A 14,967-nucleotide genomic window follows, 5' to 3' on the forward strand; every position below is an offset into this window, starting at 1 on the left:
GCCTGGGTAAATGGAGGGCGGGTTGATCCTGTCACCCGACACAAAAAAACACTACCGTTTTTATAAATTTGGGTAGTGTTTTTTAAGATAAAATAGGTTATTTCATGTGGATGCTAAAGACATCTTGTCTTCTTACTGAATCAATATGTTTTGGCAGAGTCTGTCGTTTCACCTGTCAAACCTGTTTACCATATGTGAAGAAAGGTAATAATTGCTGTATATCTGTTCAGAAGGAGAACGCGAATGAAATCCGCTGAAAAAATATCGGCAACTCAATTGAGTTTTTTACTTTTTTCCTTTATAGCTCCCACTGTCATTCTTATCTTACCGAGTTTGATGGTCAATATTTCCAAGCAAGACGCGTGGATAACGATTTTCCCTGCGGTCTTGATCGGGGCAATCAATATTTGGGTGATGATCATATTGTCCAAACGCTACCCGGGTCAAACGATTATTCAGTACAGTTCACAAATCTTAGGTAAATGGCTAGGAAAATGTTTGGGATTGTATATTGTTTATTACTGGATTAATTTTGATTTCATTATTCTTAATCAACATATACAGTTCATAAATACGGTTCTGCTCCATAAAAGCCCATCAATCGTTGTCAGTCTATCATTGGCACTCTTATGCGGCATCGCAGTCTATATGGGGATCGAATCTATAGCAAGATGTAACGAATTCCTTGCCTTAGTCATGTTTGTTTTGTTGATTCCACTCCTGATGCTCATGCTCGCGGAATTTGATCCGGAGCGGCTCCGTCCCGTGTTGAGCGAAGGTATGCTGCCAATCCTTCAGGGGACGATATATCCTGTCGCTTATTTAAGTCAATTCATTATTTTGGGGTGGCTTCTTCCTTATTTAAATCAACCGAAAAAAGCATTCAAAGCTTCGTTTATCGGATTGTTTGCTAACGCCGGACTACTCGCCATTACAGTCTTGCTTTTGATTATGATATTTGGGCCATTAACGGAAAAATTGACTTTTCCCTTATTAAGCGTCATTCAGTATATAGGCTTTCAAGGAAGCTTTGAACGCTTGGAAGCTTTGGCAGTAGCGATATGGGTTATGGGTTGTTTTGTAAAAGTAGCTCTTACCTTCTTTATTATCTGTCTAAGTATATGCCAACTTTTTAACATTAAAAATTACAGAGACCTTGTAATGCCTATAACGATTTTGTCAGTGTTAGGTTCGGTTTCGGTTTTTGCAAACTATTCCACCGATTTGAGTTATTATCTCAAATATACATATCCAAGCTATGCCATATTTACACAATTAATTATACCTATTTTCCTTCTAATAATTGATTCCATAAAAAGCCTTTGGAAGAAATCGGCGCTTTAGCTTTCATTGTTGTAAAATCATTTTTCCGATGGGTTCAAATATGCTTCTCACAGGAATTGTTGTGCTTGGAATATCAACCTTGGCAAATATTAAAGAACCAACGATCATACAGATCCCCATCAAACCACCATACAAAAGAGCCGCTTTAGGTTCTTTTTTATTTAGAAAAATCTGAACGTTATAGATTGAAAAGCCCAACGTTAGGATTACGAAAGTTACGATTTGCAGGATCATTTTCCAATCTCCTTATCTTGCATCTCGAAAGAAGAATGTACCATTCCGGATCCTTTAATCTTCAGATCAACATCAATCGTCATATGTACCTCTGGAAACCGCTTATCCCATTGGTTCTTCAAAACAGCCCATTTACCCGGATTATTCTTATATATTTCCTGGCCAAAACCTACACTATCCACTTTATACTTCTTTTGAATTTTAAATAGAAAATCTTGAATTTGTTTCTTAACCGCATCTTCTAAAGCTTGTTTTATTACCTTTAAATTTTTTGGATCGTTAATATCCAAATCGGAAGTATTCTCGACCAAACTTCCTTGACCTTCAAGCTGGATCTTAAATTGGACAGAATCATTTGGAGTCTGCGTTATAATTTTGCGATCTGCTTGGTTCAAAACCATACCAACTTCCCCACCTTTGGGTAAATTTGTCGTGATTCGACCGGTGTTTAACTTGTCCGTCAACCACAGTAGCCCCAATGATTCTTTTTCATCTAATAAACCATTTAGTTTGAAGTCTTTAAAAACAGCGGCGCCTGCAAAATTAAATATTTCCTTATCTGTATCTTTAGAGTGGAAATCACGTTCAATTGTCCCTACAACGGGATGAATGCCCTCACTTGCATACGCAATAAAAAAATCGCGTATCGTTACTGCCAAATTATCTCCTGTAATTTGCATTTCCTTCACCGCTTCGATAGATACTTGCTTTAAAGGATAATTCAATTTCAAAATATCCCGCCCTTCTCCTCCTTTTACAACCATGATATACGTTTTTAATCGATTCTTAGGGTCATGAGTAAAAATATCCAGCACATCATTAATTCCATGCTTAGCTAAACGTTCACTAACAAAAATAATGCTTCGATGGGAGAGGAACAATAGGCGTGAGCTCTTCTTCTGAAGTTTCCGGTGAATCTCATTTCCATCCTTTCCTTCTGCGGATATAATGAAAAATTGATCTTCTTTCCCTCCAACATGATTCCCTCCTTCAGTAGATGAGGGTATGGCGATTTGAAGGGAACACAGCACGTTGCCATTGTCCGACAGATCTAAGGCAGTAGCTGTAACAAATGCAAGATCATTAATTTCCGTACGATCCCAGCATCCGCAAAGGATGATGAATACGAGAAGTATCATACATTTTAATGCTCTCATCTCTTATACCCCCCAATCCTTCAATACGCCTCTACCCTAATTTCCAAGAGCTGCTAATTCGGTCCTTCTCGTGATTTGGGATCTATAGAATGGCGAAACTTCACCCAAATCGGTATCCTTATGAAAACATCTTTCAATTTGGCAAACTTAAGCGGAGCGACTGGTGAAAAATAAAGAACCCCGAATGAACGTAGAGAGGTCACGTGTAACATGATGCCTAGAAATCCTAAAACAATGCCATAAAGACCCATAGTTCCCGCTAAGAATAATATTGGAAAACGCAGTAATCGGATCCCATTTGCAAAACTATATCGGGGAATCGTAAACATGGATATGCCAGTGATGGACACGATAATGACTACCGGAGCAGATATTAATCCTGCTTGGACAGCTGCTTGACCAATGACCAATCCTCCAACAATACTAATGGCTTGGCCGATCTGCTTAGGCAGACGAATTCCGGCTTCCCGCAGTGCTTCAAATATGATTTCAATTAGTAAAGCTTCAATCATCGCAGGAAACGGCACAGATTCCCTTGATGCCGCAATACTCAAAACAAGACTAGTAGGAATCATCTCCTGATGGAAGGTCGTAATAGCTACATATAGTGGAGGGGCAAATATCGCAAAGTTGATAAAAAGGAATCGAACCCATCGAACAAAAGTAGCGACTGGCCAACGAATATAATAATCTTCACTTGCTTGAAGTCCTGCCCAGAACGTCATCGGAGCAATTATGACGAATGGGGTAGTGTCTACAAGAATGGCAACTTTTCCTTCAAGCAATTCAGCAGCTGTCACATCCGGACGTTCCGTGCTATGAAGTTGAGGAAATGGTGAATAAGGCTGATCTTCAATAAATTCTTCGATATATCCGGATTCGAGTACACCATCCAATTGAATCGGCTTCAATCTGGTTCTAACTTCGTCAATTAATGTATCATCCGCAATACCCTTTAAGTATAAAATGGCTATTCGAGTTTGGGAAAGCTCTCCCAAGGTCATATACTCTACCTTTAGTTTTGAGGTTTTGAGTCTGGCACGTATCAGACTTATGTTTGTTGAAATATGTTCGATGAAGCCGTCCCTTGGGCCGCGTATTACCGGCTCGGATGACGGTTCGTCAATACTTCTTTTGGATAAACCGGGAATTGAAACCGTCATCACATTATTGCTTCCCGCCATTAAAATGGCGGCATAACCCTCTAATACATGGCGAACGGTATCTGATACAATTGTAGAACTGTACGTGGAACCAATGGAGATCATTTCACTTTTAAGATCTTCTGCTTCTTTAGGAACATCTCTAGTTAAGCTTGTTAGCATTGGTTTAATGACATGCTCATCAAGCATTTTTTCATCAATCAGGTTATCTATGTAAACAATGAGCCATTTAATGTTGTGATTAACCTCTATCCGTCGGTATTCCAAGTCGGAACAATCCTGAAACGTTTCTTTTAAAATCTTTTCGTTTTGCTCAATATCCGAAGTAAACTCTTTTTTATTGTCTTCCTCCAGATTTGTGCTTTTCATTTTTAGTTTTTTTTCGAATTTCTTGAATCTACCACTTTTAAATCCTCTCATGAAAGCATCTCCAGTTTGTCAAATTCATTACTGTTATTATGCCAAATGGAGGAATACCTATTCGAAAACGATATTCATCTTGTCAAAATTTCCACCCTGTAAGGAGCTAAGCGTTAGCTGACGGAGTGCTTTATTTTGTCGCTTCACAGGAAAGCCCTGCAGATCCTTTAGGACCTGCAGGGCTTGTTATTGATATGACGCCGACTAAGTATCGATGTCAGTTAGAGTGATTACATATCCTTCTTCATAGCGGCAAGCTTTCGGCGATATTCCAACGCAGGCAGTCCGCCCCAGCCCCAATTATCGGTGTCAACCTCTTCGATAACGACGAAGGTAGATTCTAGCGGCTTGTTCAAAACGTTGAGCAGAAGCTCGCTGACCCCTTTAATGAGCTCCGCCTTTTCTTCCGCCGTGACAGACTGACGATCTGGTGCTGTGCCCTCGCGGGTAACTTGAATCGTGACGATCGGCATCGATATTCTCCCCCCATCTCAATCGTAAATGTTTAGATGTTTTGTTCTGCTGCTATATGGCTTAGTGTCCAGCATTTTGTCCACCATCAACATACAGGGTTTCACCCGTTACGAAGTTGGCTGAATCCAAATACAACACAGCTTCAACGATTTCATACGATTCGCCCATGCGTCCCATTGGATGTAGTTGAGCTAGCGCTTCGTGTGATTCGACGGGATGCATGGGCGTTTTAATGACTCCCGGTGAGACTGCATTCACACGAATACCTCGGTTAGCATACTCAATGGCTAGTGATTTCGTCGCAGATTTCAATCCGCCCTTCGTCAACGAAGCGAGTACAGAAGGAACGGAAGCCGATGGTTGGTCAACCAGACTCGTCGTGATCGTAACGATGTGTCCCGTACCTTGTTTCAGCATCACTGCTACCGCACGTTGGGTAACATGGAAGAAGCCGACGACATTAGTCGATAAATACGTTGTAAAGTCCTCTTCTGAATACTCGGTAAATGGCTTGGAAATGAAGATTCCGGCATTATTAACCAGCGTATCGACGCGTCCAAAGTGAGCCAAACTTTCATCGATTAAGCGCTGCGCGACCTCAGGATCTGCAACATTACCGGCAACAAATCGCACTTGTTTTCCAGTTGGATCGATTTCTTTTGCAGCATCAGCTAACTCTTGTTCTCGACGTCCATTGATAACGACATTCGCTCCTTGATTCACCATCTCAACTGCCATAGCTTTCCCAAGTCCGCTGCTTCCGCCTGTTATTACGAATACTTTTCCCCGAATGCTCATTTATTCATTCTCCTTCTCCCAATTACTGTCCTAAACCGTTTTTCAATGCTTTAGCAACCGATACGGTGCGTTTTGCTTGATGTTCAGCAGAAGCGCGCACGTCTTCCTTCATCTTTCCGTTCTGATCCACTGTTACGCTTGTTCCGTATGGATTCCCTCCGGCAACAAAAACAGATGGATCAGTAAATCCAGGAGCTACCACAATCGCTCCCCAGTGGTACATTGACGTATACAGCTGAAGGATCGTTTGTTCCTGTCCCGCATTTGCATTTTGGGCGGAGGTCATCGCGCTAACGACTTTATTCACTGTTTTGCCTTGAGCCCAAAGACCGCCTGTCGTATCGATGAACTGTTTCAATTGAGCCGGCAGATTGCCGAATCGAGTTGGCATGCTGAAAATAATCGCGTCCGCCCACTCCAAATCCGCAACTGATACAGTCGGGATATTTTTAGTTTCTTCAAGATGCGCTTTCCATGATGGATTACCATCAATAACGGATTGCGGCGCAGTTTCTGCGACTTTTAAAACTTTCACTTCTGCCCCTGCTTGACGGCCGCCTTCCGCTGCCCATTGAGCCAATTGGTAGTTCGTTCCACCCGAGCTGTAGTAGATGATGGCTAGGTTAACGTTTGTTGACATTTGATTAGTCTCCTTTTTGAATAACTTTTGAATGAGCCCCATTGGTATCGCCCCAAACTTTTTTTATTATCTGCCGTGTGCCGAGACCCGATCCACCCGCGGATGCGGATAAAAGACCAGAAGGCTTGGCTTTGATATCGTTCTTTAACCCCTCGCAGCAGATGAACTGTTTTCAAACAAATGCATAAACTCGCTTGGAGATTGCAGACCAGATAAGCTGATCTCCTCATTGATTACAAAGTAAGGAACCCCTCTGATGCCCAGCTTTTGCGCGCTGCGTTGTCCTAATTCAACTTTTTCAAGTCCATCGCCTTTAAGGAGCCGTATTTTGAGTTCAGCAGCATCGTCTGTAACCCCGCTGGCACTCGCTATTTCCACAAGTTCATTCACATCACCGATATTAATACCTTTTTCAAAATATGCCGTGTAAATATTCGCAATCAATTGCTCTTTCAATTCCTCTGGCGTAACCGCAATTAACTGATGGGTTAACGTCGTATTCGGTGTAAATTTCACCATATCCATATTAAACGTAAGGCCGAATTGAGCTCCATATTCGTTATACTGCTTCATTCTTGCTTCGAATTGTGCATTTCCTCCCAATCTCCCAATCATAACCTGCCGATAATCTTCTCCTTCAGGTCGAATGCCAGGATTAAGCTGATAAGCATGCCAACGGACGGTTGCGTTCGTGCCTTCTGGCAATTTTTTTAATGCGGATCGCAGACTGGTCGTCCCCATACGACACCAAGGGCAAGTCGTATCCATGTAAACGTCTATAGTCAAGTTTTTCATCATTATTCAACCACAACCGGCTTTACCGTTTTTATGTGTTGAACGTATTCGATGCTGCTCTGTGCCAGACGTTCCTCCGTTACATCAGAAGTGTCGTTTAGTGAGAAGTGAGGCAAGTAAGTGGCGCTAATGAAACGAGCAAGCGCTTGAATTGGATTCAATATTTCTTCCAGGGTGAGACGATTGGAGCCAGTTGGTTGATAGGACTCCTTCGTGCCATAAGTTGTGATTGCCACTCCGATTTCTTTACCCGTCGTTTTCGTGGCATCCGGTCCATAAGCCCAGCCGTACAGCAATACGGAATCAAACCACTTTTTCAGTAATGGCGGTGTGCTGTACCAATAAAGCGGATATTGAAAAATAATCCGGTCATGCGCCTCAATTAACTGCTGCTCTCTAGAAACATCGATCTTTTCATCTGGATATTCTTTATATAATTCATGAATCGTGATATCATCATGCTTTTTCAATTCTTCCACCCATGATTTATTCCAGTTGGATGTTTCGATATTTGGGTGAGTAACGATTACTAATGTTTTCATTTTAGTCGCTCCGTCTCATATTTTTTTTTAGATATTAAGGACAAGTTATATTTTTATTTATTCTCGAAAAACGCTGTATTTTTCATAAATATACTCTCTTGCTTGTTAACTAAAGGTCCATCAAGTTCTGAGATTCGTTTTACTTCCATCCATTCAGGATCGTTGCGGAAACGATTGTAGTTAAGATTACGCGTCTCCATATTGGCATGCTCAACAACATAATAAAGACGGTTATTTGCATCATCCGCATCTTCCCAAAAATGCGTAATTTTCATGCCGTGATTCATAAATAATTGAATAACATGATCTTTAAACCTATCTTGGATAACCTTCATTTTGCCTGGATTCACATCATAAATTCGAAGCTCATATAACATCTTTTCCCTCCTCCGTTTAGGAAAATGGTTCTTTTATCCCTTTTGGAAAAAAGACGCTTCATTCATATAGATGATTTCGACATTCTCATGCAGCGGACCGTTTTTTTCGGTTCTTTCCTTAACATCCAGCCATTCTTGATCCTCCAAGAAGGCCTGAAAGTTTCGTTCACGCGATTCCGCATCCGAATGTTCAAGCACGTAATACAAGCGATCCTTCGTTTCGTCTGCGTCCACCCAAAAAAACGATACCTTCATGTCATGCTTCGCAAAAATGTTTATCGTATCGTCCCGAAACCGATCCAATATCGCTTGCATGCGGCCGGGAACCACTTGGTAGATCCTCAGTTCGTACAACATAAATTCGATCCTCCTTGAAGTACATTTAATATTTGTTCCCACTCAAAAGATTATTTGCGGCTTACCACTGTCCGGCGTTTTGACCGCCATCGACATGAAGAATCTCTCCCGTTACGAATTGTGCGGATTCCAGATAAACAACGGCATCAACAATATCCTGAACCTCGCCCATTCGGCCTACGGGATGCAATTGGGATAGGTATTCATGTGTCTCAACCGCATGCATCGGCGTCTTCGTGATTCCTGGCGCTACTGCATTCACGCGAATGCCTTTGTCCGCATACTCGATCGCCAGTGACTTTGTAGCTGCATTCAAGCCTCCTTTGGTCAGTGCGGCAAGTACAGATGGCACGGCTTTAAGGGGCTGCTCTACGACTCCGCTTGCCGTGATGTTGACGATGTGGCCGGAACCCGCCTTCATCATCTCGTTGACTGCGCGCTGAGTAACTCGGAAGAATCCTGCTACATTGATGGACAGGATCGATTCAAAATCTGCTTCCGTGAAGTCCGTGAATGGTTTCGCTATAAAAATGCCGGCATTGTTCACCAGTGTGTCGATACGTCCAAAGCGCAAAAGTGCTTCCTCGATTAAACGTTCAGCTACTTGGGGATCTGAAATGTCGCCAGCAATGTACGAAACTTGTGCGCCTGTCGGATCTACCTCTCTTGCAGCCTCTACAAGCGCTTGTTCACGGCGCCCATTGATGACTACGTTAGCTCCTCGCTTCACTAGCTCAATTGCCACTGCTTTTCCAATGCCGCTGCTTCCACCTGTAATCACTGCTACTTTTCCTTGAAAACTCATTTATACTTCCTCCTGTATCTATCTATTAAAAGATAGATTTAATTTAATGGAATAGCTGTCTTCTTCTTTAAGATGTAAGGAAACTGGCTGTATTTCTTTTTCTGCAACCCATGCAATGTATATTCCATAAAGAACGAATACTTGCATATACGACGACTAAGAACTATCCCAACTCATATTTGCTGTTCTTGTGTTTTTGTTCATGAACGTATTCTACCTTTTAGTAGATAGACTGTCAACCCTGAATTTTAAATTTCTAATTAATTTTGACTACCTATCAAAAGATAGAATATGGGCTGAAAAAATCCGCCTTTTTTACGTTAAAGCGGATAATAATCCTTCGGCAATCCGATCAAACCTGTTGATATCCCGAAAACTTCTTGCAATTAATTGCGCACCTTGAAGCGAAGCAAGAAATTGATGGGCAAGCAAATTCGCGTCACCTTTAAAATGCAGCTCCCCTTCACGCCGTCCCTGATCCAATACACGCTCCAACCAGGTTAGATTGGCTGTGAATAGCTGAGCTATCCCTTCTCGGGTTTTGTCTGATAAAGTAGCCAAGTCGGTAGAGAGCATAACCCCCATACAAGTACAATAATTTTGAACAGGATCTCCGTAAAGCAATACGAACTTGCGCAGTTTTTCTAAATGATTTTGTGTTGCCGCATCAATTTCAGCTATTGCAGAAATGAAATTTCTGTAATACCTCGCAATCAACGCATCTCCTAGATCCTCCTTATTAGGGAAATAGTAATGAATGCTTGCAGTGCGTATCCCTACTTTTTCTGCAATGTGCGCATAGCTGAATCCGTTAAACCCAAACTCCTGTACGATCGACTGGGCAGTGTCCAAAATAGTATCTGCTGTATTTTTGTTTTTGTTCATGTTGCAATTCTACCTTTCAATAGATAACCTGTCAACAATGGGCACTCACATCCAGGAATGCTGACCGTTATCTGAATAAAATTAAAGCAAGGTCATCAATCTAATGATTGAAGACCTTTGCTTTTGCTTCAATGATCAATACTAAACTGATCTTTATCTATTTATTATATCTTCAATAGCCGAGTGCTTCATCGATCTGATCATTCTTGAATAAGCTCGTCATCACCATTTTCTTTCAGCCAAACCAGAAGACGATGCATCTCAACTCCTGCGAGCAGCACGATGCCAATGCCGTGCGTGTCATTAAGCTGCGTGTGCAGGTCGTACTTATAATAATGGCTGGAGAAAGAATAGCCTGAGCCTCGGCATACGCCGTATAAATTCCCTTTTGCGTCAATGCTATGACGCGTCAATCCTTCCCAAGCGCGGTACGCGCTTTCCGCAAAGGCGGAAACATCCGGCAGCCAGCCGCTGCGCACGCCCCTGGAATAGGCATAGATAAACATAGCCGTGCAAGATGTCTCCAAATAGGCATCCATCTCGTCAATGACCTGGCGCCACAGCCCTTCTTCGCTCTGGTAAGCAAGGTAGCTGGCGCTTAACGCTTGAAACATGCCCAGCAACTCGCCCCGTAAATTATGTTCCTCCGGCAGAACGGCAAGCAGCTCCGACAGCGAGAAAAGCACCCAGCCGTTTCCGCGCCCCCAAGGCACCTCGGTTGCCAAACGCTGCTTAAAGTCAAAGACATGGGACATCATGCCGCTCTTTGGCATAAACAAATACTTTTTGTACAATAAGAACTGTTTTGCCGCTTCGGTTACATAAGACTCGTCCCCCGTGAGCTGATAATATCGGCATAGGAAAGGCACGGCCATATACAAGTCATCTGCCCATAACGTATTCGCGCCATGAGGATGCTCGCGGTAGAAGGCGCCGTCAGGCAATTTCTCTTGTACTTGCGCCATATAGCGCCCGATTTCATGGGCAAGCCGCTCTGCTCCCGGCAGCTCACCATGATCCTTAAGCGCCTCAAGCATGATCGAACCAAACGAGCCGCAATCGTCAAGGCTGTCGATGTGGGCAATGGGATGTAATATGCCCGGAGCGCCATATTGCCTTTGGTCCCATTTCATATACGCATACCAAGATGTACTTTGACCGACGTGATCAGAAACGTAGCGAACTAGTTCATTCCGCTTAAGCTTTCTTCCGGCCTCCAACAGCCCATACAGCGTAACACCCAAAGGATAATTCCATTTTCCGAACAGCGCTGCTTCCATATAAGGCCTAATCCATGTGCCGGGAGCGTCAATTCTCCAGTAGGTCCCCTGCTCCCCATCCTCAAAAACACGATAAAGCTCATTAAGCTGCCCGATTTCGGGAATGTGGTTTTCCGCAAACGGTCCCAAATACAGCCAATTACCAAAACCTCCTTTTACCTCTATCGGGCTTGAAAAAGGCACTATTCGATCACCGCTCCAAATCGCTGCATCGACTCCCCACTCGCTCGCAGCCGTTTGCTTGATGATGAGGCTGTGTTCTCCGAAAGACAAATCGATAGGCACATCAAATTCGCCAGGCTGGTCGGCGTGGTAAACCTGCTGACCGTCGATAAACACCGTAATAGCGCTAGCGGCGACGCCCTTTATGCGGCAACCGCCGCCAACTGCCGGGTGATGCAGCCGCGTCCAGGCGAAGCCCGTCCGCCCCGCTCCTGCGCCGAACAATCGCGAAAATGGCGAAACAGCCTGCTCCTCTGCCTGCCAACCAAGCCGAGGATGCCAATTCAGCGAATTTCCAATCTCGGATTGGCCTGCCTTTGGCAACTGCTCCACAGGCAAGGGCTGCTGAGTCGGCTCGCTGAACAACCAGCCTTCCTGGCCTTCACGCTCTTCGGATGCAATGACGGAATGGTAAATAACCCACTTCGTATTCGACGTGCCGAACGCGCCTCCAAAGCCCGCTCGCGTTTTCGTGAATTTTAACACTACGTCGTTCCAGCCTTGGCCAAGGACGGAGCCGCAACCCTTTGTTTGCCTCTCGTTCTCTTCATGCGGCAAGGAGCGATAAATGCTTCTGCCGTTTACGAAAATCTCTAGCGGGCAGTATGCGGTCACCGACCATTGCAGCTCCGCATCCGAAACATCGCTCCATACCTTTCCCCATGCGTAGCTATGCTGTCCGGGCTGCGCTTCGGGGAACCGTTCATCCAGGTTGAACCTGTATCTAAAATCCTCCGCACGCTGAATGCCCTCTCGGTTAAAAGCGCGGTATACGTAAGGCTGTGCCGGATGCTCCGCAACGTAACGATTGGATAGCCCATACAGCGCAGCATCGATATCCGCTCCCGTTTTCCCATAAATACTGTCTTGTATCTGTAAATTTGTCATTGTGCGCTACTCCCTCCCCTGCTTCCTGAAAAAAAAAGCGTTCCCTCCCCGTAAGGATTGAACGCCTGTGCTCCGACTCATGATCAACGCCCGTGCGCATGCTTCCTATAATGCTCCGGCGTCGTTCCAGCAACCTGCTTGAATACCTTCGTGAAATGAGAGGCATGCTTGAAGCCCACACTGTAGCAGGTATCCGTCACGGACAGGTGCCGATGCTCCTGAAACAGCACTTTGGCTTGATTCACACGGCGGGTATACAAATATTTCATAATCGTTTTCCCCGTTAGCTCCTTGAACAGCTTGCTCATATAAAACTTATTTAAGTGCAGCTTGTCCTGCAACAGATTAAGCGTTATTTCCTCCATATAAAATCTCTCTATATAGGAGATGATGCTTTGCACATGCCGCTCGGGCTCGGAGCAGTCCTTCACCGAGAGCATGTATGGACCGCATAAATCATAAATCCAATACAACATATCCTCCATGCCCAGCTGAAATCGGCTGCTGCCGACAAAATCGCCGCGGGCGTAGCACCGCTGCATATTAGCTAGCATTAGCTCTGCTTCGGTTTGCTGCCTGGCATTGAGGCGCAGCCTGCAATGCTGAAGCTCGTAGAAAGGACGAAGCACCTCAGGCCAAGGATCTTCGGTCTCTGGTTTCGACTCCAAGGACCGGATGATCCGCGGTTCGAAATGGAGCACCGTCCGGACGTAAGGCGCCTGCCGAATGATGTCCGGACGATGAAGGGTCGTACCCTGCATAATCAGCATATCGCCAGGTCGCAGCTCGTACCTGTTATCCCCCACCCAATAATCCGCCTGTCCGCTGTGAAAATAAAACAGCTCGCATTTGGTGTGGGAGTGGGAAGCCAGGTCCGCATCCGGAGCCGATTTCCGGTACTGCCAATCAATCAGATCCTGACCCTTGCATGCATCCATGCCCTTCCCCCTCCAACTCAAAGCTAATTCAGGCTACAGCCACCAATGGTTTTCTTCGTCTGTAAGCGGCAAACGGTCGCGTCCCGTCCACTCGTATGTTTCGTTGCCGCCAGCCGTGCGCCAGCTCGCCGGACAATGATTATACATCCAGTCCAAAGGCTCCGCCGCATCCCGTTCAGCAGCGGCAGCTGCAAATGCTGCTTTGAGCGCATCGATTTGCTCGTCATTCAGATCGCCAGGATCTGCCGAGACGAACAACGGCGTTCCGCTCTTGGCCAGCAAATCCAGCCACTGCTTATTAAGCTCCCACGGAATTTGCGGCGTAATTCCCACGCAATCGGCATCATGGCTAAAAAAGGTTCCGTGCTGCGGCATACGGAAGGCAAGTGTGTTGACGCCCATTCTTCTTGTACGCTCCCATGATCGCCCGCTCGTATCATCGCCTGTTCTCTGTATCTCGAACAAACCCGCCGCCAAATGGCCTATCGTATTACAGCCGATGATCATGCTGTCCTTCGAGGCGGCCGCAATCGTGCCATACAGATCCGCAATAATTTCGGCGCTCGTTTTCGAACGGTCGGCGAAGGTGTAAGGAAGCTTGTTCGTACGGCTTTTCATGTCCATGCCCCATCCGCCGAATAGGTCATACGTCGTAAAGTCATGCTTAATCAGTTCAAAGCCCCATTCATTCATCCGGCCGGTAAACTCTGCTACGTATTCCAACACTCCGGGCACGCTCGGATCGAGGTAATGTCCTTCCTTCGTATAACGAATCCAAGCGTCCGGCACGTTCTCATGCGTCAAGAGCGGCCGGAGCCATATGCCGGGCCTTACCCCTGCTTGCTTCATTTGCCCCGCCAAATCCCCCATATCCGGGAAATCGCGGTTGCCAATCCACGGACCACCGTTACCCGTCACGCCGGCGCCCAGCTGCCAGCAGTCGTCAATGACCATGAAGGGCCGGTTTGCATTCTCCCCGGCAAGATTCGAAATGAAGCGCGAATCCTCCAAAATGCGATCAGCAGTGCTTTTGCCGTAGGCATAATACCAATTGTTGCCGCCGTATACGGGAAACTCCGGCATTAACGAACGATCGCACAGCATTTCACAAAACCGGCGCGCTGCTTCGAACGATGACTCCGACTCCGTACCCTTCCGCTCTGTTAAAATGGCCATCTCCAGCCGTCGCGCGCCTAACTGAACGCCGAGGCTGCCGCAGCTGACATCAAGCGTCAATGTGACGCCTGCCGAATCGACTTGCCAATAACACATCGCACTAGGGCCAGTCTTTACCCCGAAGCCATTCGTCGATTTTCCATCATGCATGAGCACGTACCAGGGAAACACCCGCTCCGGCTGAAGCCCCATCCATCCGAGGTCGCCGTACCCCCGCTCCCAATGGTCGGCTAGCAGCGTAATCGGACCGCTAAACGGGCTATTCCAGCGGATTCGAACCGTCTTGACTTCAACGCCGCTCGCTTCAAGCGACAGCTTGATTTCATTTCGACCTCCAGCCTGTTCGGTTGACACAGAAGCAGAATTGCCGCTCCATGCGCCTTGGCCGGAGGGCTCTAGCCTCTCCCAGCCTTCCGTTTCCACAAACACGGCTGCCGGCCGGTCGTATATCGTAAAATTCATATCGAATCTC

16 protein-coding genes are annotated in these 14,967 nt (G+C 45.5%); 1 reads left to right on the forward strand and 15 read right to left on the reverse strand.

Annotated features, from left to right (window positions below):
* Nucleotides 1-243 precede the first annotated feature (243 nt).
* Nucleotides 244-1,344 (forward strand): GerAB/ArcD/ProY family transporter, encoded by a 1,101-nt coding sequence (locus ADU23_RS26515; protein WP_053376503.1) that lies wholly within the window; start codon nucleotides 244-246, stop codon nucleotides 1,342-1,344.
* 3 nt (nucleotides 1,345-1,347) lie between these two features.
* Here the strand turns inward: ADU23_RS26515 and ADU23_RS26520 are convergent, their stop codons facing one another.
* The 15 genes from ADU23_RS26520 to ADU23_RS26590 form a co-directional block, all read right to left on the reverse strand.
* Nucleotides 1,348-1,578: a hypothetical protein gene (locus ADU23_RS26520; protein WP_053376504.1), complete on the reverse strand. Its 231-nt coding sequence runs from the start codon at nucleotides 1,576-1,578 to the stop codon at nucleotides 1,348-1,350.
* Nucleotides 1,575-2,735, reverse strand: a complete 1,161-nt coding sequence (locus ADU23_RS26525) for a Ger(x)C family spore germination protein (protein ID WP_053376505.1) — start codon at nucleotides 2,733-2,735, stop codon at nucleotides 1,575-1,577. The genes ADU23_RS26520 and ADU23_RS26525 overlap by 4 nt, the downstream gene beginning before the upstream one ends.
* A gap of 53 nt (nucleotides 2,736-2,788) precedes the next feature.
* Nucleotides 2,789-4,318 carry a spore germination protein gene (locus tag ADU23_RS26530; RefSeq protein WP_053376506.1) on the reverse strand — a complete coding sequence of 510 codons (1,530 nt, stop codon included), beginning with the start codon at nucleotides 4,316-4,318 and terminating at the stop codon, nucleotides 2,789-2,791.
* 230 nt (nucleotides 4,319-4,548) lie between these two features.
* Nucleotides 4,549-4,791: a tautomerase family protein gene (locus tag ADU23_RS26535; RefSeq protein ID WP_053376507.1), complete on the reverse strand. Its 243-nt coding sequence runs from the start codon at nucleotides 4,789-4,791 to the stop codon at nucleotides 4,549-4,551.
* A 61-nt stretch (nucleotides 4,792-4,852) separates the two neighbouring features.
* Complete coding sequence (locus ADU23_RS26540) at nucleotides 4,853-5,590, reverse strand: SDR family NAD(P)-dependent oxidoreductase (RefSeq protein WP_053376508.1); 738 nt, start codon at nucleotides 5,588-5,590, stop codon at nucleotides 4,853-4,855.
* A 22-nt stretch (nucleotides 5,591-5,612) separates the two neighbouring features.
* The gene (gene wrbA / locus ADU23_RS26545; RefSeq protein ID WP_053376509.1) at nucleotides 5,613-6,272 is read right to left on the reverse strand and encodes an NAD(P)H:quinone oxidoreductase; all 660 of its coding nucleotides are present in this window, start codon (nucleotides 6,270-6,272) and stop codon (nucleotides 5,613-5,615) included.
* 102 nt (nucleotides 6,273-6,374) lie between these two features.
* Entirely contained in the window at nucleotides 6,375-7,028 is a 654-nt protein-coding gene (locus ADU23_RS26550; protein WP_082198027.1) for a DsbA family oxidoreductase, read from the reverse strand.
* Nucleotides 7,028-7,567 (reverse strand): NAD(P)H-dependent oxidoreductase, encoded by a 540-nt coding sequence (locus ADU23_RS26555; RefSeq protein ID WP_053376511.1) that lies wholly within the window; start codon nucleotides 7,565-7,567, stop codon nucleotides 7,028-7,030. The genes ADU23_RS26550 and ADU23_RS26555 overlap by 1 nt, the downstream gene beginning before the upstream one ends.
* Nucleotides 7,568-7,620: 53 nt before the next feature.
* Entirely contained in the window at nucleotides 7,621-7,944 is a 324-nt protein-coding gene (locus ADU23_RS26560; protein WP_053376512.1) for an NIPSNAP family protein, read from the reverse strand.
* A 33-nt stretch (nucleotides 7,945-7,977) separates the two neighbouring features.
* Nucleotides 7,978-8,301 (reverse strand): NIPSNAP family protein, encoded by a 324-nt coding sequence (locus ADU23_RS26565; RefSeq protein WP_053376513.1) that lies wholly within the window; start codon nucleotides 8,299-8,301, stop codon nucleotides 7,978-7,980.
* Nucleotides 8,302-8,362: 61 nt separating this feature from the next.
* The gene (locus ADU23_RS26570) at nucleotides 8,363-9,106 is read right to left on the reverse strand and encodes an SDR family NAD(P)-dependent oxidoreductase (RefSeq protein WP_053376514.1); all 744 of its coding nucleotides are present in this window, start codon (nucleotides 9,104-9,106) and stop codon (nucleotides 8,363-8,365) included.
* 315 nt (nucleotides 9,107-9,421) lie between these two features.
* A complete protein-coding gene (locus tag ADU23_RS26575; protein ID WP_053376515.1) occupies nucleotides 9,422-9,991 on the reverse strand; it encodes a TetR/AcrR family transcriptional regulator in 570 nt (189 codons plus the stop codon).
* A 200-nt stretch (nucleotides 9,992-10,191) separates the two neighbouring features.
* Nucleotides 10,192-12,381 carry a glycoside hydrolase family 88/105 protein gene (locus ADU23_RS26580; RefSeq protein ID WP_053376516.1) on the reverse strand — a complete coding sequence of 730 codons (2,190 nt, stop codon included), beginning with the start codon at nucleotides 12,379-12,381 and terminating at the stop codon, nucleotides 10,192-10,194.
* Between the two features lie 83 nt (nucleotides 12,382-12,464).
* Nucleotides 12,465-13,319 carry an AraC family transcriptional regulator gene (locus ADU23_RS26585; RefSeq protein ID WP_053376517.1) on the reverse strand — a complete coding sequence of 285 codons (855 nt, stop codon included), beginning with the start codon at nucleotides 13,317-13,319 and terminating at the stop codon, nucleotides 12,465-12,467.
* A 33-nt stretch (nucleotides 13,320-13,352) separates the two neighbouring features.
* On the reverse strand, nucleotides 13,353-14,957 hold the full coding sequence (locus tag ADU23_RS26590) for a hypothetical protein (RefSeq protein ID WP_157265977.1): 1,605 nt from the start codon (nucleotides 14,955-14,957) through the stop codon (nucleotides 13,353-13,355).
* Nucleotides 14,958-14,967: the final 10 nt, after the last annotated feature.

It is taken from the genome of Paenibacillus sp. FJAT-27812, assembly GCF_001273905.1.
GTDB lineage: Bacteria > Bacillota > Bacilli > Paenibacillales > Paenibacillaceae > Pristimantibacillus.